General features: G+C 69.4%; 19 protein-coding genes. 5 read left to right on the forward strand and 14 right to left on the reverse strand.

From position 1 onward, the window contains the following. Window positions 1–467 (forward strand): MarR family transcriptional regulator (locus M3C25_RS06600; RefSeq protein ID WP_259855414.1); only part of this gene is annotated, 467 nt, incomplete at its 5' end. 36 nt (window positions 468–503) lie between these two features. Beyond that, window positions 504–2,330, forward strand: coding sequence for an ABC-F family ATP-binding cassette domain-containing protein (locus M3C25_RS06605; protein WP_259855415.1), 1,827 nt, complete (start codon window positions 504–506; stop codon window positions 2,328–2,330). A 74-nt stretch (window positions 2,331–2,404) separates the two neighbouring features. On the opposite strand, the gene M3C25_RS06610 is transcribed toward M3C25_RS06605, so the two are convergent. From M3C25_RS06610 to rsmA, 4 genes are all read right to left on the reverse strand, one after another. After that, a complete protein-coding gene (locus tag M3C25_RS06610; protein ID WP_259855416.1) occupies window positions 2,405–4,063 on the reverse strand; it encodes an MFS transporter in 1,659 nt (552 codons plus the stop codon). Next, a complete protein-coding gene (locus M3C25_RS06615; protein ID WP_259855417.1) occupies window positions 4,063–4,518 on the reverse strand; it encodes a DUF2871 domain-containing protein in 456 nt (151 codons plus the stop codon). The genes M3C25_RS06610 and M3C25_RS06615 overlap by 1 nt, the downstream gene beginning before the upstream one ends. Window positions 4,519–4,703: 185 nt before the next feature. After that, a complete protein-coding gene (locus M3C25_RS06620) occupies window positions 4,704–5,642 on the reverse strand; it encodes a 4-(cytidine 5'-diphospho)-2-C-methyl-D-erythritol kinase (RefSeq protein ID WP_259855418.1) in 939 nt (312 codons plus the stop codon). After that, the gene (gene rsmA, locus M3C25_RS06625) at window positions 5,639–6,568 is read right to left on the reverse strand and encodes a 16S rRNA (adenine(1518)-N(6)/adenine(1519)-N(6))-dimethyltransferase RsmA (RefSeq protein ID WP_257995224.1); all 930 of its coding nucleotides are present in this window, start codon (window positions 6,566–6,568) and stop codon (window positions 5,639–5,641) included. Before rsmA ends, M3C25_RS06620 begins: the two co-directional genes overlap by 4 nt. Before the next feature lie 71 nt (window positions 6,569–6,639). Here rsmA and M3C25_RS06630 point away from each other — a divergent pair, with 71 nt between their 5' ends. Together M3C25_RS06630 and M3C25_RS06635 are read left to right on the forward strand one after the other, a co-directional pair. Next, window positions 6,640–7,872 carry a class I SAM-dependent methyltransferase gene (locus M3C25_RS06630; protein WP_259855419.1) on the forward strand — a complete coding sequence of 411 codons (1,233 nt, stop codon included), beginning with the start codon at window positions 6,640–6,642 and terminating at the stop codon, window positions 7,870–7,872. Between the two features lie 94 nt (window positions 7,873–7,966). After that, on the forward strand, window positions 7,967–8,869 hold the full coding sequence (locus M3C25_RS06635) for a sulfurtransferase (RefSeq protein ID WP_102163006.1): 903 nt from the start codon (window positions 7,967–7,969) through the stop codon (window positions 8,867–8,869). Window positions 8,870–8,898: 29 nt separating this feature from the next. On the opposite strand, the gene M3C25_RS06640 is transcribed toward M3C25_RS06635, so the two are convergent. The 3 genes from M3C25_RS06640 to M3C25_RS06650 all read right to left on the reverse strand — a co-directional run bounded on the left by M3C25_RS06640 (window position 8,899) and on the right by M3C25_RS06650 (window position 11,710). After that, the gene (locus tag M3C25_RS06640; protein ID WP_259855420.1) at window positions 8,899–9,570 is read right to left on the reverse strand and encodes a mismatch-specific DNA-glycosylase; all 672 of its coding nucleotides are present in this window, start codon (window positions 9,568–9,570) and stop codon (window positions 8,899–8,901) included. Continuing rightward, window positions 9,567–9,893 carry a hypothetical protein gene (locus M3C25_RS06645; protein WP_259845029.1) on the reverse strand — a complete coding sequence of 109 codons (327 nt, stop codon included), beginning with the start codon at window positions 9,891–9,893 and terminating at the stop codon, window positions 9,567–9,569. Before M3C25_RS06645 ends, M3C25_RS06640 begins: the two co-directional genes overlap by 4 nt. A gap of 152 nt (window positions 9,894–10,045) precedes the next feature. Continuing rightward, window positions 10,046–11,710, reverse strand: coding sequence for a glycoside hydrolase family 3 N-terminal domain-containing protein (locus M3C25_RS06650; protein ID WP_259855421.1), 1,665 nt, complete (start codon window positions 11,708–11,710; stop codon window positions 10,046–10,048). An 83-nt stretch (window positions 11,711–11,793) separates the two neighbouring features. On the opposite strand from M3C25_RS06650, the gene M3C25_RS06655 reads away from it, so the two are divergent. Beyond that, on the forward strand, window positions 11,794–12,927 hold the full coding sequence (locus M3C25_RS06655; RefSeq protein ID WP_259845031.1) for a glutamate--cysteine ligase: 1,134 nt from the start codon (window positions 11,794–11,796) through the stop codon (window positions 12,925–12,927). Window positions 12,928–13,029: 102 nt separating this feature from the next. Here the strand turns inward: M3C25_RS06655 and M3C25_RS06660 are convergent, their stop codons facing one another. Genes M3C25_RS06660 through alr form a run of 7 tightly spaced genes read right to left on the reverse strand, consistent with a single transcriptional unit; the run spans window position 13,030 to window position 18,488 of the window. Continuing rightward, window positions 13,030–13,515 (reverse strand): NUDIX hydrolase, encoded by a 486-nt coding sequence (locus tag M3C25_RS06660; protein WP_259855435.1) that lies wholly within the window; start codon window positions 13,513–13,515, stop codon window positions 13,030–13,032. A 58-nt stretch (window positions 13,516–13,573) separates the two neighbouring features. After that, entirely contained in the window at window positions 13,574–14,719 is a 1,146-nt protein-coding gene (gene tsaD / locus M3C25_RS06665; RefSeq protein ID WP_259855422.1) for a tRNA (adenosine(37)-N6)-threonylcarbamoyltransferase complex transferase subunit TsaD, read from the reverse strand. Next, complete coding sequence (locus M3C25_RS06670; protein WP_259834202.1) at window positions 14,716–15,240, reverse strand: SRPBCC family protein; 525 nt, start codon at window positions 15,238–15,240, stop codon at window positions 14,716–14,718. The genes tsaD and M3C25_RS06670 overlap by 4 nt, the downstream gene beginning before the upstream one ends. 50 nt (window positions 15,241–15,290) lie before the next feature. Next, a complete protein-coding gene (gene rimI, locus M3C25_RS06675; RefSeq protein ID WP_259845034.1) occupies window positions 15,291–15,857 on the reverse strand; it encodes a ribosomal protein S18-alanine N-acetyltransferase in 567 nt (188 codons plus the stop codon). Beyond that, window positions 15,854–16,552 carry a tRNA (adenosine(37)-N6)-threonylcarbamoyltransferase complex dimerization subunit type 1 TsaB gene (gene tsaB, locus M3C25_RS06680; protein ID WP_259855423.1) on the reverse strand — a complete coding sequence of 233 codons (699 nt, stop codon included), beginning with the start codon at window positions 16,550–16,552 and terminating at the stop codon, window positions 15,854–15,856. The genes rimI and tsaB overlap by 4 nt, the downstream gene beginning before the upstream one ends. Continuing rightward, window positions 16,549–17,199 (reverse strand): tRNA (adenosine(37)-N6)-threonylcarbamoyltransferase complex ATPase subunit type 1 TsaE, encoded by a 651-nt coding sequence (gene tsaE, locus M3C25_RS06685; protein ID WP_311200510.1) that lies wholly within the window; start codon window positions 17,197–17,199, stop codon window positions 16,549–16,551. Before tsaE ends, tsaB begins: the two co-directional genes overlap by 4 nt. Beyond that, window positions 17,196–18,488 (reverse strand): alanine racemase, encoded by a 1,293-nt coding sequence (gene alr / locus M3C25_RS06690; protein WP_259855424.1) that lies wholly within the window; start codon window positions 18,486–18,488, stop codon window positions 17,196–17,198. The genes tsaE and alr overlap by 4 nt, the downstream gene beginning before the upstream one ends. Window positions 18,489–18,505 lie beyond the last annotated feature (17 nt).

The following is an 18,505-nucleotide window of genomic DNA, read 5'->3' on the forward strand; positions in this document are numbered from 1 at the left end:
TCGAGTCGATCGTGCGGGCCAACCAGCGTCAGCTCATCAGCCTGCGCTCGGCGACCGCCCGGTTCCTGCGCAGCGAGCGGTTGAGCGTGACGGACTTCCACGTCCTCCAGCTCATCTCGATGTCCGCAGCTGAAGCGCGCCCGGCCCGGCCCCAGGATATCTGCCGCCAGCTCGACATCTCCGCCTCGACGCTGACGTCGATCACCGAGCGCCTGGCTGCGGCTGGTTTCGTCGACCGGCAGCGGCAGGCCTCCGACCGGCGGCGCACGGCACTGCTGCCAACCGAGGCGGCCACGGCTCTGCTGCAGCGGCATCACCGGCTGCTCACCCGGTCCTACGCCGAGGTGCTCGCCACCCGGCCCAGGGCGGTGCTCACCGCCTGCATCGAGGTCGTCGATGCCCTCGACGCCGGCAATGCCCGCTGCGCGGCCGCCCTCAACAGCAACGGCAACGGAAATGGGGCATAAGACTTCAGCCTGACGGGCCGCGCGTACCATGGGGCCGTGGCACATCTACTCGGCGCGGAAGCGATCGCACTCGAATACCCGACCCGCACGGTCTTCGACTCTGTCACCCTCGGCATCGACGCCGGTGACCGGATCGGCATCGTCGGCCGCAACGGCGACGGCAAGTCCAGCCTCATGGGCATGCTCGCCGGCACCATCACCCCGGATGCCGGGCGGGTGACCCGCCGCGGCGGCACCCGGTTGGGAGTCCTCGACCAGACCGACGATCTCGACACCTCGGCAACGGTGCAGGAATCCATCGTCGGCGATGCCCCCGAACACGAATGGGCGTCGGATCCCAAGATCCGCGATGTGCTTGCCGGCCTGACCGGCGACATCGACTTCACCGCTCAGATCGGCGCGCTCTCCGGCGGGCAGCGCCGCCGGGTCGCACTGGCGAAGCTGCTGGTGGGCGACTGGGACATCCTCGCCCTCGACGAGCCGACCAACCACCTCGATGTCGAAGGCATCGCGTGGCTGGCCGAGCACCTCAAGCGGCGCTGGCCGGCTGGGTCCGGGGCGCTGCTCGTCATCACCCACGACCGGTGGTTCCTCGACGAGGTGTGCACGACGACGTGGGAGGTCCACGACGGCATCGTCGAACCCTTCGAAGGCGGGTACGCCGCCTATGTCCTCCAGTGTGTCGAACGCGACCGGCAGGCTGCCGTAGCCGAGGCGAAGCGGCAGAATCTCATGCGCAAGGAGCTCGCCTGGCTGCGCCGCGGGGCACCGGCACGGACGTCGAAGCCGAAGTTCCGCATCGATGCGGCCAATGCGCTCATCGCCGATGTGCCGCCAGTGCGCAATCCGATCGAACTCACCCGCCTGGCGACCGCCCGGCTGGGCAAGGACGTCATCGATGTCGAGGACGCCTCGGTGTCCTTCGGCGAGCGCGAGATCCTGGACGATGTCACGTGGCGGATCGGCCCCGGTGAGCGCTCCGGGATCCTCGGGGCCAACGGTGCGGGCAAGTCGACGCTGCTCGGGCTCATCGCCGGCACCGTCGAACCGAGCGCCGGGCGCATCAAACGCGGCAAGACCGTCAAGCTCGCTGTGCTCGATCAGCAGTTCTCGCAGCTGGCCGAGATCGAAGGCGAACGGGTGCGCGAGGTGCTCGGCCGGCAGAAGAGCTCGGTCGTCGTCGACGGCAAGGAGCTCACGCCCGCCCAGCTGCTCGAACGCCTCGGGTTCTCGAATGCTCACCTGTCCGCCCGGGTCGGGGATCTCTCAGGCGGGCAGCGCCGCCGCCTGCAGCTGCTGCTCGTGCTCCTCGACGAGCCGAACGTCATGATCCTCGACGAGCCGACCAACGACCTCGACGTCGACATGCTCGCCGCGATGGAGGACCTGCTCGACTCGTGGCCGGGCACCCTGCTCGTCGTCTCCCACGACCGCTACCTGCTCGAGCGCGTGACCGACCAGCAGTACGCGATCATCGACGGCAAGCTCCGCCACGTCCCCGGCGGAGTCGATGAGTACCTCAAGCTGCAGCGCCAGGCCGGTCCGGCCGAGGCTTCCCGCTCCCGAGGCGGTGCTGGCGCAGGTGCCGGCGGCGGTGGCGACGGGATCAGGACTGATAGCGCCGAGGAGCCGACGGGACTCACCGGTGCCGAGCGGCGGGCAGCGGAGAAGGAGCTGGCCTCGCTCGAGCGGCGCTTGGACAAGCTCAGTCAGCAGATCAGCCGGGTGCATGAGCGCATGGCTGATCACGACCAGACGGACTTCGAGGGGCTGCAGTCCTATACGAATGAGCTGCGGGAGCTGGAAACGGAATCGTCCGAACTCGAAGACCGGTGGCTGGAGCTTTCGGAGGAACTGGGCTGACTGAACGCTGAGCTCCTGCTGTCAGGACACGGTCGATGCGGCAGCCGCCGTGCCGCCCGGTGACCTCGTCGCAGTCAGGAGGCGCGCGCCGACTGCCCATCTGCATGTGCCGCCGCAGCCTGACGGACGTTCACGGCGCCGATGAAACCGAGGATGAGGAACACTGTCGCCGTCAGCAGCGTCCACCGGGTGGCGTCGGCAAAACCGGCCGAGAGCGCGTCGACGACGGCGAAAGTGTGCTCCCCGAACTGACTGCCAGATCCTTCGGCCCGCAGCTGGACGATGGTGCCGCCGGCTGACTGGCGTGTCGCCTCGGCAAGCGCGTCACCGGCCTGTCCGGTCATGCCGGCAGAGCCGAGGGCGCTCGGCAGGGTGAGGGCCAGCGACAGGGACAGGGCAGCACCGGCGAACGCGGTGCCGAGTGCCGAGCCGACCTGGCGGACGGTGCTCTGGGTGGCCGAGGCCTGCCCGGAGCTGCCGATTGGGATCTCGCTGAGCACGGTGCCGGTCAGCTGCGCTGATGCCAGGCCGAGTCCGAGTCCATAGACGACGAGCGGGGCCGCAATGATCCAGGCCGGTGTCTGGCCGCCGATGACGAACGTGAGAACGAGCACGCCGATGACTTCGAGTCCGAGGCCGACGAGCACGGTGCCCGGAGCTCCGAACCGGACGGCGACGTGCCGCGCAGCAGCCCCCGAGAGGAACGCGCCGAGTGCCATTGCGGCAAGCACCAGGCCGGCGCTCATGACACCGAGCCCCAGCGCGTTGATGAGGTAGAGCGGCAGGACGAAGATGATGGCGAATTCGCCGATCGCGACCATCGCGGCGGTGACGTTGCCCCACGAGAAGGTCGAGTAGGAGAACAGCCCGAGGTCGAGGATGGCTGACCGGTGCCGGCGCTCGCGGCGCCTCTCCCAGCGGATGAAGACGATGAAGGCGAGCACGGAGACCGCCAGCGCGACCGGCACGGCCGAGATCGGGGCGCTGGCTGGCCAGGTCCAGCCGAAGATGACGAGGTCGGCCGTGGGTGTCCACCAGCCGAGGTCGGGGCCTTCGATGACGGCGAAGACGAGGGTGCCGAAAGCAAGGATGCTCAGCAGCGCACCGTCGACGTCAGCACCGGGCAGGCGCTTGTCACTGCGGGTCTCGCGCACGGTGAAGACTGCGGCGATCGCCACGAGCAGGCCGAGTGGGACGTTGACGAGGAAGATCCAGTGCCAGGAGACCCATTGGGTCAGCGCACCGCCGGCCAGCGGGCCGACAGCTGCGGCACCGGAGATGACCGCACCCCAGACACCGAAGGCTGCGGCACGGTAGCGGCCGCGGAAGACGGCGTTGACGCTTGAGAGCGTCGAGGGCATGATGAGCGCCGCGCCCACGGCCTGCACAGCACGCGAGGCGATGAGCGGTCCGGCCGCTGTCGAGAGCCCGGCGAGGATGCTGCCGGCGATAAAGACAGCCAGGCCGGCGATGAACGTGCGTTTGCGGCCCCAGCTGTCGGCGAGTTTGCCGGTGGAGAGCAGCAGGGCGGCCAGCAGCACCGCGTAGAGGCTGTTGACCCACTGTGCCTGGGTCAGGTCGAGGCGGAGGTCGGTGATGATCGCCGGCAGTGCCACCCCGACGATCGTGCCGTCGAGGACGATGAGCCCGAGCCCGACCGACAGGACGGCCAGGGCGAGCCAGTCGCGACGCTCCGGACGCACATCGGTGCCCTCCGCCTCGGGAGCGGTCATCAGGCGCTCACCGCCGTCCGGGACTCAGCGCGCGCGGCGTCGAGCGGGGTGGTGATGGCCCGGCGCAGGGCGATGATGAAGATGATGAGGCCGGCGGTGATGAGGATGTGGCCGAGCCCAGCGATGCCGGAGATCATGGCGTTGGATTCCCTGCCGAGGACGGTGAGGCTGCCGTGCCAGACCATCATCGCCACGGTGGTCAGCACGCCGGCGTTGTAGAGCCAGAAGAACCAGGTGAACAGCTTGCGGCTGTGGGAGATCGCGAAGACCTTCTCGAGGGCGAGGAAGATGAGGAACATCATGAAGCCCAGCGCCAGCAGGTGGGTGTGGGTGGCCGAGAGCTGGGTGAACTCCCCTGCGGCGAAGTCGTTGGCCTTGGTGAATTCGCGGTAATACAGGCCGGAGGCGAGGCCAAGGATGAGGTAGGCGGTTGCGGCTCTGAACAGTGCGGTCATGGGCATCCCTTCTCTGGTGATCCTGGTGCGGGTACGGGAGTGTTCGATTCCATTCCACCAGGATGACCGACGCTTGGGATCGTGCAGGAGGTCGAATCCGGTATCAACCGAACAGTCGATTCTCAGCTGCAGGCGTACAGCGGTGATGCCGGTCACGAGGCGGGCGAGCGCTCAGACGCAGGTGCTCAGCCAATCACCAGGTGTGCGCCGCCGGCCGGCGCGGTGGTGCGCACCACGTCACGGACTCCGCGGGTGGCTTCGAGCAGCACGGTGAGGTCAAGGGCATGCGTCGGATCGGCGACGAGGAACCCGACCGTCGGCCCCGAGCCGGAGACGAGTGCGGCGAGGGCTCCTGCCTGCCGCCCGGATTCCATGACATCGGCGATGCCGGGCAGCAGCTCGATCGCCGCGTCGGTCATGTCGTTGTGCAGCACTCCGGCCAGAGCATGCGGGTCACCTGCAGTCAGTGCCGTGACGACGTCATCGGGATCATGCAGGGTGTCATCGGTCGCCGCCGAGGTCTCGCAGCGCAGCTCATCGAGGGTCCGGTACACCTCGGGTGTGGACAGGGATTCCACCGAGGTGGCGAGCACCCAGTGGAACGTGCCGGACCCGGCGACGGGAACGAGTTCGTCGCCGCGGCCGGTGCCGATCGCGGTGCCGCCGGTGAGCGCAAACGGCACGTCGGCGCCGAGTTCGGCGGCGATCCTGGCGAGCAGCTCTGCGTCATCGCAGCCGATGAGCTCCGCGTAGGCGACCAGCGCTGCGGCCGCGTCGGCTGACCCGCCGCCCATGCCGCCGGCGACCGGAACCTGTTTGTCGATCAGGATGGCGACCGGGATGTGCGTCTCGGCCGCCTCGGACAGTGCCGCGACGGCCTGGACGGCGAGGTTGCGGCTGTCGAGTGGGACGGTGGTGTCCGCTCTGGGGCCGGTGAGCGTCACCGCGGTCTCGGCCGCCGGGGACAGCGTGATCGTCTCGGCCAGGTCGAGTGACTGGAAGACGCTGACGAGGTCATGGTAGCCGTCGGCGCGCTGCGGGCCGACGGAGAGGAAGACATTGATCTTGCCGTAGGCGCGCGCGGTGACCGAACGGGCGCCGAGCTGGGAGACTTTTGCGTTCATACCCGGTCCCCCTCGCCCGTTCCCGCAGCGGTGGGCGCCGTGCCCGAGGCGGTGGGCGCTAGGGCGCTGGTCGTCTCCGCCGCCTCGGCGATGGCGATGAAGTCGGTGATCGTCAGCGTCTCCCCACGTGCCCGCGGGTCAATGCCGGCTGCGGTGAGGATCTCCTCGGCGCGGGCGGGCGAGCCGGCCCAGCCGGACAGGGCGGAGCGCAGGGTCTTGCGGCGCTGAGCGAAGGCGGCGTCGATGCAGGAGAACACCGTCTGCTTCTCAGCGGTGTAGGGGTGCGCGTGCCGGGTGATGCGCACGAGCCCGGAGTCGATGTTGGGGGCTGGCCAGAAGACGTTCTTGCCGATCGTGCCGGCCCGAGTGACGGTGCCGTACCACTGAGCCTTGGCACTGGGCACCCCGTAGGTGCGCGAGCCAGGGCCGGCGGCGAGCCGGTCGGCGACTTCGGCCTGGACCATGACGAGGACCGTGTCGATGGTGGGGAAGGTGGCGAGGAAGTGCAGCAGAACCGGCACGGCGACGTTGTAGGGCAGGTTCGCCACGAGCGCCTGCGGGCCGGGTGCCGCGCTGCCGGCGGCATCGGGAAGCTCGGTGACGTGCAGGGCGTCAGCGGTGACGAGCGCGAAGTCGGCATCGGCACCGTGGTGGGTCTCGATTGTGGCCGGCAACCGGGCGGCAAGTGCCGGGTCGACTTCGACGGCGGTGACAGCGTGGCCGGCTTCGAGCAGCGCGAGCGTCAGCGAGCCGAGTCCGGGACCGATCTCGACGACCCGGCAGCTCTCGTCCAGTTCGGCAGCAGAGACGATCATCCGCACCGTATTGGGGTCGATGACGAAGTTCTGCCCGCGCTGCTTGGTGGGGCGCAGGCCGATCTCGGCGGCGAGTGCCCGGATGTCGCGGGCACTGAGGAGGTTCGTCACGGTTCTTACCCTAAACGACTCAGTGGCGCTGTCCACCACAACGGCGGCAGCCACCCGATAGGGTGGCAGCTATGGATCCGCAGATGCTGGCCGCCGTGTTCGAACCCGAGGTGTACCGCCTGCTCGATGAGCTGGAGTACTCACGTGCCGGTGAGCTCGCCCTCGCTGAGCGGCTGCGCCGGCAGGGGTTGGGTCCCGAGGCCGCGACTGCGGTGCTCGCCCAAGCCGAGCTGCGACAGGAGGCCGAGGCGAAGTTCGGGCCGTTCGCGGCCGATATGCTCTTCACCCGCCCTGGCCTGGAGCAGGCGACCCGTCTGCCGGTCGCTGCCCATCATGCCGCCCGGATGACCGCCGCAGGTGCGCAGGTCATCGCCGATCTGGGCTGCGGGATCGGAGCCGATGCGCTGGCCTTCGCTGGTCTCGGCGCCAGCGTTGAGGCTGTCGATGCCGATGAGGTGACGGCGGCGATCGCGGCGTTCAATCTGCGGCACCTCGACACCGTCACCGTCTCCCACGCCCGCGCTGAGGAGTACGATCTCTCCCGTGCCGATGCGCTCTGGCTCGACCCTGCCCGGCGGGACACCGCCTCGGGCAGGGCCAGCGGCGCCTCTCGCCTGAGCGATCCCGAGGCGTTCTCGCCGTCGTTGTCGTGGGCGTTCAAGGCCGCCGCTGAGGTGGCAGGCGCCGGGATCAAGCTCGGGCCGGCGTTGGATCACGGCCTGGTTCCTCACGGCTGGGAGGCGCAGTGGGTTTCGCATGACGGTGATGTGGTCGAGGTGGCGCTGTATCACGGTGCGGTGTGCCAGCGGCCGGGCCGCAGCGCGCTGATCATGCGCGACGGCGGGACGCTGGCCGTCCACGAATCCGAGGTGCCGGCAGACGATGAGACCGGCATCGGCGAGCTCGGCGCGTACCTCTTCGAGCCCGATGGCGCGATCGTGCGCGCCGGCCTAGTGCGAGCGCTCTGCGCGCCTCTGAATGTGCGGCGGATCTCCGCTCCGATCGCGTATCTGACAGGGGACGCCCTGCCGGCTGGAGCTGCCGCCCGGGCGGTGCGGGCATGGCGGATCGCCGATGTGCTGCCGGCTGGCATCAAGCCGCTGCGCCGGGCGCTCATCGAACGCGGCATCAGCCGGGTCGTCATCAAGAAGCGCGGGGCTGATATCGCACCCGACCAGGTGCGCCGCCAGCTCAAGCTGCCCAAGGGCGGCCGGTCCGCCACTCTGTTCTTCACCCGGATCGGTGAGCAGCATGCGGTGCTGCTGGCCGATCACGTCGAGCTGGGTTCCGCGGCTGAGCCGTGACCTGCCTGCCAGAGCCGAGCCCGCCTGCGTCCTGTGCTCCCCTCCCCTGATCGCATGTCCCTGACCAGAACTGTCCCCCAGCGAGAGGAATCCGATGTCCCGCGCCGACCACCTCATCACCGTCGACCAACTTGCTGCTGAGCGCATGTCCGCCTCGCCGCCGGTGCTGCTCGATGTCCGATGGAGCCTGCAGCAGCCCGATGGCTCCGGTGCGTTCGCCGCCGGCCACATCCCCGGTGCACTCTACGTCTCCCTTGATGACGATCTGGCCGGGTCCAGCGATGACGCCCGCGAAGGCCGCCATCCGCTGCCGAGCCCGAGCCGGTTCGAGCAGACCGTCCGTTCGTGGGGAATCGAGGCCGCCACCCCGGTTGTCGTCTACGACGCCGGCCCTGGCCTGGGTGCCGCCCGCGCCTGGTGGCTGCTGCGCTGGGCAGGTGTCGGCAATGTGCGCCTGCTCGACGGCGGCTACGCCGCGTGGACGCAAGCCGAGCGCGAGGTCGAGGCCGGGTCTGCTGAGCACGCCGCTGCCGAGGTGCCGGCCTCGGCCTTCGAGATTCGGCCCGGTCAGCTGCCGGTCACCGATGCCGATGGGATCGCCGAGCTCGCCGCTTCGGGCACGGTCATCGACGCTCGTGCCCCGGAGCGCTATGCCGGTGAGTCCGAGCCATTGGACTCGCGTGCCGGGCACATTCCCGGCGCCCTGTCAGCACCTGCGCCAGGCAACCTCTCCGATGGCATGTTCTTAGAAGAAGACGGGCTCAAGCAGCGTTTCGCCGCCCTCGGCATCGATGTCGAGGCCGGCAGCGGCGCCGGCGAGGGCGGTCAAGCGCCGGTGGGCGTGTACTGCGGTTCGGGTGTGACGGCGTGCCATAACGCACTGGCGCTGGCGACACTCGGCATTGACTCGGTGCTCTACGCACCGAGCTGGTCGGGCTGGTCATCGGATGCCGAGAGGCCGGCTGCCACCGGATTCGAGGAGCCCGTCGACAGCTGAGCGCCGCACTCGTTCGGGCCGACGCTCGTTCAGCCCGCTGGAGGCGTTGACTGCCACACGTCGCGCCATTTGGCGGCAAGCGTGTCGATGTTCTCGTGCGCGTTGAGGCCGCTGGGCTGCGGAACCACCCACAGCTGGGTGTCTTTCGGCCACCCGTCGATGAGTGTTGTGTCCTGTTTCCCGAGCACGGCTTTGGGCTGCCGGAACGCGGTGCGGAAGGCGGTGATCCCGGCGATCGCTGCGGCCTGCGGGCGTAGCGTCTGGATGCGGGTGACGAGTGTGGTGGCACCGGTTCGAAGCTCGTCTCGGTTCAGCTCATCGGCGCGGGCGGTGGCTCGGCCGACGATGTTCGTGATCCCGATGCCGCGCTCGATGAGGTGGCGTTCATCAGCGAGGTCGAGTCCGCGTGAGGCGTCGATGAGGTGATCGGTCAGCGCTGCGCGGTGCAGGGAGGGCCAGAACCGATTGCCGGGCCGGGCGAAGGGGGCGTTGACCGCAGCGGTCCACAGGCCGGGGTTGATGCCGATGATCAGCAGCCGCAGCGGCGGGACGCCGGGCCCGGGCAGGACATCGTCGATCGAGTCCGGGTTGTCGGTGGCGAAGGCCGGCAGGTCGTCCTTCGTCGGTTTACGGCCGCCCAGCGGTGAGGGTCGCCGTGACGATGACGCCTGCTGGACGGCCTGAGGATCCGGTCGGCTCACCGTGGGCTGTCGGCCGGGGTGGGGGTCTGGCGCTGACGGCGCACAGCGCTCTCCTTCTGCGCATCGCGGTAGAAGGCGTAGAGGACTCCGGCGAGGACGACAGAGCCGAGGACGGCGAGGAAGCCGTAATCCTGCAGATAGGCCATCGTGTCCGGTGCCATCCATGCATAGATGCCGGTGATCGCAAAGGAGACTGCGGTCAGGGTCGCCCAGATGAGGATGAAGTCGGACTTGTGACGCGGCCTCTGGGTGAAGAACCGGGCGAGGCGGCCCTTCTCTTTCGCGGTCTGCTGCCGCTCGGCCGAGTGGTGCGGGGCTGCCATGATGCCGTCACGTCCGTTCGCGGATTCGGGGCTGATCTGCCCGGGTCAGGCAGATCCTGGGGTTCTCCTCACTGTACTCCCCCGCTCCGTGGCTCTCAATGATTCGCGCTGGTCAGCGCTGCCGCCGGCCGGTCGTGTGGGCGGCTTTCGGCTCAACTGCAGTCCGGCGGATTCACTCCCTCGACCTTCACCGGCAGGGAGCCAGTGGCCTCAAGGTCACCTGTCAGATAGCGGGCCACAGCGGTCATGCCCGGCTGCCAGTCGTCGTAGATCGCCAGCTGGGTACCGGATTCGTAGCCGTCGAGCTCCCACGGCCCGGACAGGGCGACGGCGACATCGGCCTTCTTCGAGTTGCGAGCCTTGGCCTGCTTGACGGTCTCGGAGCCCAGCAGCGGACCGGGCACGAGCGCGACCGTCGTCTCTGCGCCGTCGGTGACGTTGAGTCCGGCTTCTTTCGCTGCCTCGGTGAAGGCTTTGACGCCCAGGTCGGAGCCGGTGACCGAGACCTCGTCGACGGGTTCGGCGAACCGGCATTCACCGTTCATGACCGTCAGCGCGGTTTCGGCGAGTTGCTGGCGCTGGTCGTCCTCTGACCTTCCGGCATCGTCACCGGCATCGCCAGCTGTTGCGGTCTGCCACAGCTGGGCGGCCACCACCCGGGTGGCCGATTCCTCCAGGTCCGCACGCTTCAAGGTTCCGTCGCCCAGGGCGGTGCGCACCGCCTCGGCCGCGGCCGCGCTGTCCGAGGGCAGGAGCGCCAGGTCAGCGCCGGCGGCGAGCGCCTTGACGGTCTCCTGGCCGGGGCTGCCGGCCGTGACCGCGCCCATATTCAGGGCGTCGGTGACGATGAGCCCCTCGAAGCCGACGTCCTCGCGCAGCGCCTGGTAGGCCTTCGGATTGAGCGAGGCCGGCAGCGTCTCATCACCAGGCAGGGCAATGTGGCCGACCATCATCGAAGTCGCGACACCGGCCTCGGCAGCATCGGCGAAGGGCGCGAAATCGCGGTCGGCGAGCTCGTCGAGGGACTTCTGTGACACCGGGAGCGTCTCGTGGGAGTCCTCGGTCAGCGCCCCGTGGCCGGGGAAGTGCTTAAGCGAGGAGATGATGCCGGCCTCGTCATAACCGGTGACAGCCGCCTCGACGACGGATGAGACGCGCTGCGGGTCGTCACCTGCGGACCGGACGCTGATGGCCGGATCGCCCTTGCCGACGGTGACGTCGGCGACGGGGGCGAAGTCGGTGGTGAAACCGAGTTCGATGAGATCACGACCCTGCAGAGCCGTGATCTGGCTGGTCAGCGCCGGATCGTCGGCCGCACCGTGGGCCATGAGCGGCGGCAGTTCGACGGCCGCGCTGCCAGCACGGGTGACCGGACCGCCCTCTTGGTCGACGCCGATCATCGTCTGCCAGCCGCGCTCACCGGAAGCTGTGCGGAACTGGTCGGTCATCTTCCTGAGCGTCTGCCGGTCGACGTCCTGCGGGAGGTTGTAGGGCATGACGATGACGCCGGCGAGCTTGTCATCGCGGATCAGCTTGGCCCCGGCTGCGGCATCGGTGCCGTCATAGGAGCCCATGATGACCGCCCCGGCCAGCGCCGTGTCGTCCATCTCGGCGACGATGCCCTTCGCCTCGTCGGTGAAGTCGGCAGGCCGGGCGTCGGGCTGGGCACTCGTCGTCGGCGAATTCGCCGCCGGGGTCTCAGCAGCCACAGGGCTGCTCTGCTCCTGGGGTCCGTCAGTTTCGCCACGGCTGCAGCCGGTGAGTGTGAGGGCGCCGGCGAGCAGTCCGGCGAGGACGATCGAAGAGGTGCGAGCCATGAGGCCATCGTAACGGGCCCGAGGCGGCGACCGCCTCAGGAGCGGATGGGCAGGAAATGACAAGGGTTCTGTAGGATTTGCGCATGGTTGATTTCGCGCGCTCTCCACGGTCGACCCTCGGCGTCGAATGGGAACTCGGGCTTGTCGATACGGCCTCGCTCGACCTCGTGCCGCGTGCCGGCGAGGTGCTCGCTGCCGTCGAGGAGCGCGCCGCGCTGCGTGGGCGGATCGTCGGGGAGATGCTGACGAACACCGTCGAGGCGGTCACCGGCGTGCACTGCACCGTCGCTCAGGCCAGTGCGGAGCTGGCCGAAACGATCGGCCAGCTGCACGAGATCACCGAGCCGCTGGGCATCCGGATGCTCTCAGCCGGCACCCACCCATTCGCCCGCTGGAAGGATCAGCAGGTCACCGAGGCCGAACGCTACGCCGAGCTCATCAACCGCACCCAGTGGTGGGGCCGGCACATGCTCATCTTCGGGCTGCATACGCATGTCGGGATCGATGACCGGGACAAGGTGCTGCCGATCCTGAATGCACTGCTGGCCTACGTGCCGCATCTGCAGGCGGTGAGTGCGTCTTCGCCGTTCTGGTCCCGGCAGGACACGAGCTACGCCTCGAACCGGGCGATGATGTTCCAGCAGCTGCCGACGGCCGGGCTGCCGTATCAGTTCGATGCCTGGGCTGATTACGAGGCGTATACGCGCGACATGTTCACCACCGGTGTCATCGATGAGATCAACGAGATCCGCTGGGACATCCGCCCAGCGCCCAAGTGGGGCACGATCGAGGTGCGGGTCTGCGATGCGATGCCGAGCCTGCGCGAAGTCGCCGCTGTCACCGCGTTCGTCCAGTGCCTCGTCGATGACTTCTCTGCCCGTCTCGATGCCGGTGAGACGCTGCCGACGATGCCGGATTGGTTCCATGTGGAGAACAAGTGGCGGGCGGCGCGCTATGCGATGGAGGCGATCATCATCGAAAACGCCGCCGCCGATGAGCGGCCCGTCACCGATGTCATCGCCGATGAGGTCGCGCGCCTGCAGCCGGTGGCTGAGAGGCTCGGCTGTGTCGACGAGCTGGCCGACATGCTGCGGTTCGCTGAGACCGGGGCGAGCTACCAGCGCCAGCGCGCGGAGTTCTACCGCACCGGCAAGCTGACCGCTGTGGCCCGCCAGCTGGCTGAGGAATTCGACGCCGGGGTGCACGGCAGGCTCTGACCGCGGGGCCGGGTCGCCATTCCCGAGGCGCTCGCCGGCAGGGTTCCGGTCGCCGGCAGGTTGCCGCCCGCCGGCAGGTTTCCGGTCGCCGGGTGCCGTGTTTCAGTCGTCGAGCACTGCGCGCAGCTGCGGCCAGGCGGCCGCGAAACCGGGGTGCAGCGGATAGTCGGCGACCTCGTCAAGGGGCACCCAGCGCAGGTCGAGGCTTTCGATATCGGCGATGAACGCCTCGAGGTGTTCGGTGGCTTCGGCGATGACGGTGGTGTACGACCAGCCGTCTTTGTCGACGACGTGCGTGTCGAGGATCTTGATGCCTGAGCCGTCGAGAGCCGGCACACCGGCTTCTTCATGGCATTCGCGGATCGCCCCGGCAGTCGGGGTCTCATCGGCGTCGATCGCCCCGCCGGGGATCCCCCACGTGTCGCCGTGGGCTGACCAGGGCACTCGGTGCTGCAGCAGCACACCGCGTTCGCGGTCGTGGATGAGCAGTCCTGCGGCACCGAATCTGCCCCAGAAACGTCCCTGCGGGGTTTCGATCCAGCCGTCACCGGACCGGCGGCGGGCACGCAGCTCGTCGATCGGCGGCATGGACCGGCGCGCCTCGGCTGGAGTCGGGCCCCTGTCGGATTCCACAGGTCCGCTGCGGTCAGGGCCGGATGTAGACATCGTGCACCTCCAGAGATGAGAACACCGCGAAGTCCTCTGGTGAGGGCGGCAGTCCGCGGGTGACGAGTTCGGCGCCGAGGGCGGCGACCATCGCACCGTTGTCGGTGCACAGCTTCAGCGGCGGGATCCGCAGGGTGACGCCGGCCTCGCTGCAGCGTTCGGCCAGGGTCTCGCGCAGCCGCCGGTTGGCCGCCACTCCCCCGCCGAGCATGACGTGGTCGATGCCGTGATCCTCACACGCGAGCAGCGTCTTGGTCACGAGCACGTCGACAACGGCCGTCTCGAAGGATGCGGTGACGTCGGCTAAGCGCAGGTCGGTCAACTGCCGGCTGGTCTCCGGGTTGCCGGCGGCGCGTGCGGCCTCGTAGGCGGTGACGAAGCGCAGGGCTGCGGTTTTGAGCCCGGAGAAGGAGAACGAGTAGCGGCGCTGAGGGTCGCGGAGGTCCCTAGCGGTGGAGAGTCCGCGCGGGAATTTCACGCTGGCCGGGTCGCCCGGCTGGCCGGTGCCGTCAAGGATGCCGGCGGCGGCTTTCGAGATGTTCGGCCCGCCCGGATAGCTCAGGCCCAGCAGCCGAGCGGTTTTGTCGAAGGCCTCACCGGCGGCGTCGTCGATGGTGGCGCCGAGCAGTTCGATGTCGTCGACAAGGTCGCCGATGCGCAGGATCTCGGTGTGCCCGCCGGAGACGAGCAGCGCGATCGACGGGGTCACCGGGCCCGAGGCGGTGGCTGGGTTCTGCAGATCGTCGGCGACGAGGTCGACGGCGATGTGGGCGGCGAGATGGTTGATGCCGTACAGCGGCAGCCCGGTGGCTGCGGCAAGGCCCTTGGCGGCGGCGACGCCGACCATGAGCGCTCCGGAGAGCCCGGGGCCTGCGGTCACGGCGATCGCATCGATGTCATCGAGGGTGACGCCTGCGTCGGTGAGCGCTTCGTCGATGGTCGGGCCGATGGCGTGGACGTGGGCGCGGGAGGCGACTTCGGGCACGACCCCGCCGAAGCGCACATGTTCGTCCATCGAGGAGGCGACGGTGTTCGTCAGCAGGGTGCGTCCGCGCACGATCCCGACACCGGTCTCGTCACAGGAGGATTCGATGCCGAGGACGAGAGGGCCGTCGCTAGAGCTCATCGACTCTCCTTAGTGGCATTCACGCGCGCTTCGTTCGTGAGGGCGGTGAAGGTCTCGTCGAGGAAGGCGGGGTCGCCCTGGCTGGCCATCGGATGGCCCAGCTGCTCGGCGAGCAGTTCGAGGTGGCTCGGCCACAGTCCTTCGACCTGGCTGTCGATCGAGTCGGCGACGGCGGTGTGGTCGGGATGCGGGCGGGTGACGATGATCTCGGTGGCGTTCTCGTTGCCGTCGGTGGAACGGAGGCTGAGACCGGTGAGCCCGAAGTCGGCGAAGTCGAGCATGAGATCGGATTCTTCTGCGCAGTGGATGATCTCGGCGGTGAAGGTCTCGCCGTCGCCGGCGTCGAAGGTCAGTGCGTCGCCTGCCCGCGTGTATGGGGCGAACCACGCACCGCAGGCGGCGGGGTCTGCGATCTGTGCCCACACCTTGGCGGCGGTCACCGGCAGTCTCGTGCGGATGTCGAGGTCGACGCCGTCTTCCCAGGGCACGAGTGAGAAGCGCAGGACAGGCGAGGATGTCATGGCTTCAGGCTACCAATTCCGGGCCGCGCAGTTCGGTCAGTCGAGGAGTGTCACAGGAGTGCGCGCATGAGCACGGCGTCGGCGTCGCGGTAGTAGCCGGGGCGGCGGTCGAGTTCTACGAATCCATCGGCGGCGTACATCGCCTGGGCGGCGGTGTTGTCGGCGCGGACGTCGAGGTGGACGGCTTCGACGCCGTTGGCGCGGGCGTGGTCGAGCAGGGCGTCGAGCAGCCGGCGGCCGATCCCCTGCCGGCGGGCGTCCGGGTGGGAGGCGATCGTGAGGATGTCGGCCTGCGGGCCGGAAACGCTCAGGCCGGCGAAGCCGAGGAGTTCCGGGCTCGCGGCGTTGCCGACAGCTGCGGCGTCGAGGACGATGAAGTGCCGGCCCGGGGCTGCCAGCTCGGACCAGAAGTAGGCCTCTGACCAGGCGTCGGCGCCGAAGATCTCGGCGTCGAGGGCGGCGATGGGTGCGATGTCGAACCAGCGCATCCGCCGGATCACGGCGTCGCCAGCACCTGTAGCCTCGGTTTGTGCCGCGGCTTCTGCGGCGGGGCCGGTTCCTGCAACAGTGTCGGTTCCTGCAGCGGGGTCGGCTTCTGCAGCGGGGTCGTCGCTCATCGCAGGCTCGTCTCGCGGCGGACGGTTGCGGCGGCGTCGGGGGCGCGCAGGTACAGCGGGGTCGTCGGCCACAGCTCGCTGCCGGATGCCAGGATCCGGTGGGCGGCGATTGCCAGGCCGGCCGCGGCAGGAGGTGCCGTGTCGAGGATCGGGTCGGCCACCTCGGGCACGGCGAGCAGCTCAGGGTAGAGCTCGAACCCGCCGCCGATGCCCGCTGGCGCCTGCTGCCCTGCCAACTCGGTCAGGTGGGCGGCGAGGTCGGACGGGGCCGAGACCTCGGGTCCGGCCGCAGCGACGGGCACACCGTGCTCATCGAGACCGCTGAAGCGGGTCCAGTAGACCTCTTTGCGCCGCGCATCGGTGGCCGCGAGCAGCGGGGCGGACTGGTCGAGGCTGCGGTAGGCGCGCACGGCGAGTGCGAGGTGGCTGGGCACGCCGGCGGCGGGGATGGCCGCGCCGAGGCTGTAGCCGATGGCGGTGGCGATGCCGGCGCGCAGGCCGGTGAACGGGCCCGGCCCGACTCCGGTGACGACGAGTTCAGGGGCCGGCTGGCCGGCGGTGAGTGAGCGGATGGCCGGGCCGGTGAGCTCGGCATGCTTGCCGCCGGCGGCCGCACTCCACTCGGCGAGGACGGTCTCGCCGTCGGTCAGCGCCGCAGTGGCGGTGGCCGAGGTGTCGATCGCAAGGATGATCATGCGGGCTCCTGCTCTGCGAAGGCGGCGGCGATGGCGCTGATGCGCGTCTTCCAGCTCGGCCCGGTCGGGATGAGCCGGATCGTGCGGGTCTCGTCCTCCTCAGCCTCGGTGAGGTCGACGGGGCCGGGGGTGTCGCCGAGGAGATCGGAGACGTCGAGGGACCCGGTGTCGGGGCCGGCAGCCGGGTCGCTGCCGGGGTCGTCTGCGCTCGTGGCTGGGTCGGCGTCCGGTGCCGCCTCGGGGTCCTCGCCTGCCCGGGTGATGACGATCTCGAGGCGATCGGCCGAGAGTTCTTCGGCCAGGCCGCGGCCCCATTCGATGACGGTGACGGCTTCGTCGTGACCGTATTCGAGGTCGAGGTCGGAGAATTCGGCGGCGTCGCCGAGGCGATAGGCGTCGACGTGCACGAGCGGCGGCCGGTCCTCGTGCGGGTTCGCGTGCGCGCGGGCGATGACGAAGGTCGGTGAGGACACCCGGCCGGTCACCCCGAGGGCGGTGGCGAGGAACTGGGTGAGCGTCGTCTTCCCGGCACCGAGGTTGCCGGTGAGGATGAGCACGTCACCGGCCTGCAGCTGGGCGGCGAGCAGCGAGGCGAAGCGCTCCATGTCCTCGCGGTCGCCGATGGCAAGGTGGGTGGAGTCGGTCACCGGCCACCGCCTCGGGCGCGGTCACCGGGCGCGCTGGCGGCATCCGCGCCCACGGCGATGCGGTCGACGCGGGCGCTGATGCAGGTGACGATCTCGTAGTTGATCGTCTCGCACCAGTCCGCCCACTCTTCAGCGCTCGGGCCGGTGGTGCCGTCACCGATGATGATCACCTCGTCGCCGATCGCCACCTGGCCGCCGTCGCCGGCCGGGCCGATGTCGAGGATCATCTGGTCCATCGCGATGCGCCCGACGATCGGGTAGCGGCGCCCGCCGATGGCGACCTCGCCGCGGTTGCCGGCGATGCGCGGCAGGCCGTCGCCGTAACCGCCGGCGACGAGTGCGAATCGGGTGTCGCGCTCACACCGGTAGGTCAGGCCGTAGGAGGCGCCGTGACCTGCAGGGACGTCCTTGACGTTGAGGACCCGGGAGGTGAGCGTCATGACCGGGGTGAGGCCGAGCTGCGCGGCGGTCTTGTCTTCGAATGGGCTGATGCCGTAGAGGCTGATGCCGGCGCGCACGTGGCTGCCGGGCACCGGGTCGAGCGTAAGCGCGGCCGGCGAGTTGGCGAGGGTCACCATGAGGTCGTCTGCGCGCAGGGCGTGCGGCAGTTCGGCCTGCAGGCGGCCGTAAAGGGTGTCGAAGCGGTGCAGCTGGTCGACGGTCGCCGGGTCGCCGGGGATGTCGGCGTTGGCGAAATGGGTCATGATGCCGGTCACCCGCACCGGCGCCGAGGCGGAGGTTCTGGTGGTTCCGGCAGTTCCGGTGGCGGCCGTCCCGGCGGTTCGGGCAGTTCCGGCGGTGGCGAGCGTGCGCAGTCGTTCGAGGACAGTGTCGAGCTGCGGCAGGGAGAGGCCGTTGCGGCCCAGCCCCGTGTCGAGTTTGAGGTGCACGTCCTGAGTGCGCCCGGTCGCCCGGCCTGCGGCGATGGCGGCCTCGAAGGCTTCGGGGGTGGAGATGCCCAGTTCGATCCCGGCGCGTGTGCAAACAGTGAGGTCGGCAGCCGGGTCGAAGAGCCAGCACAGGATCCGAGCCCCGGAATCCGGGCCGAGCAGCTGGGACAGGGCCACCGCCTCGGGCACGGTCGCCACGGCGAAGTCCCGCAGTCCGGCGGCATACAGCGCAGGGGCGACGATGTCGGTGGAGTGGCCGTAGGCGTCGGCCTTGACGACGGCCATGAGCTGGGCGGGAGCGACGCGCGCGGCGACGGTGCGGGCGTTGTCGATGAGTGCCGCGGTGTCGATGCGGGCGGTCATGACCGATCCGGTCGCTGCCTGCGCCGCTGCTGCCATGGGCTGTCTCCTTCGTT

This window comes from Brevibacterium luteolum (genome assembly GCF_025147615.1).
GTDB classification, from domain to species: Bacteria; Actinomycetota; Actinomycetes; order Actinomycetales; family Brevibacteriaceae; genus Brevibacterium; species Brevibacterium luteolum.

Coding starts and splice junctions, on each gene's coding strand:
- M3C25_RS06610 (WP_259855416.1), bottom strand. CDS start 4,063: ATGACCGCTCCCGAGGCGGAGGGCACCGATGTGCGTCCGGAGCGTCGC.
- M3C25_RS06615 (WP_259855417.1), bottom strand. CDS start 4,518: ATGACCGCACTGTTCAGAGCCGCAACCGCCTACCTCATCCTTGGCCTC.
- M3C25_RS06620 (WP_259855418.1), bottom strand. CDS start 5,642: ATGAACGCAAAAGTCTCCCAGCTCGGCGCCCGTTCGGTCACCGCGCGC.
- M3C25_RS06630 (WP_259855419.1), top strand. CDS start 6,640: ATGGATCCGCAGATGCTGGCCGCCGTGTTCGAACCCGAGGTGTACCGC.
- M3C25_RS06635 (WP_102163006.1), top strand. CDS start 7,967: ATGTCCCGCGCCGACCACCTCATCACCGTCGACCAACTTGCTGCTGAG.
- M3C25_RS06645 (WP_259845029.1), bottom strand. CDS start 9,893: ATGGCAGCCCCGCACCACTCGGCCGAGCGGCAGCAGACCGCGAAAGAG.
- M3C25_RS06650 (WP_259855421.1), bottom strand. CDS start 11,710: ATGGCTCGCACCTCTTCGATCGTCCTCGCCGGACTGCTCGCCGGCGCC.
- M3C25_RS06655 (WP_259845031.1), top strand. CDS start 11,794: ATGGTTGATTTCGCGCGCTCTCCACGGTCGACCCTCGGCGTCGAATGG.
- M3C25_RS06660 (WP_259855435.1), bottom strand. CDS start 13,515: ATGCCGCCGATCGACGAGCTGCGTGCCCGCCGCCGGTCCGGTGACGGC.
- tsaD (WP_259855422.1), bottom strand. CDS start 14,719: ATGAGCTCTAGCGACGGCCCTCTCGTCCTCGGCATCGAATCCTCCTGT.
- M3C25_RS06670 (WP_259834202.1), bottom strand. CDS start 15,240: ATGACATCCTCGCCTGTCCTGCGCTTCTCACTCGTGCCCTGGGAAGAC.
- rimI (WP_259845034.1), bottom strand. CDS start 15,857: ATGAGCGACGACCCCGCTGCAGAAGCCGACCCCGCTGCAGGAACCGAC.
- tsaB (WP_259855423.1), bottom strand. CDS start 16,552: ATGATCATCCTTGCGATCGACACCTCGGCCACCGCCACTGCGGCGCTG.
- alr (WP_259855424.1), bottom strand. CDS start 18,488: ATGGCAGCAGCGGCGCAGGCAGCGACCGGATCGGTCATGACCGCCCGC.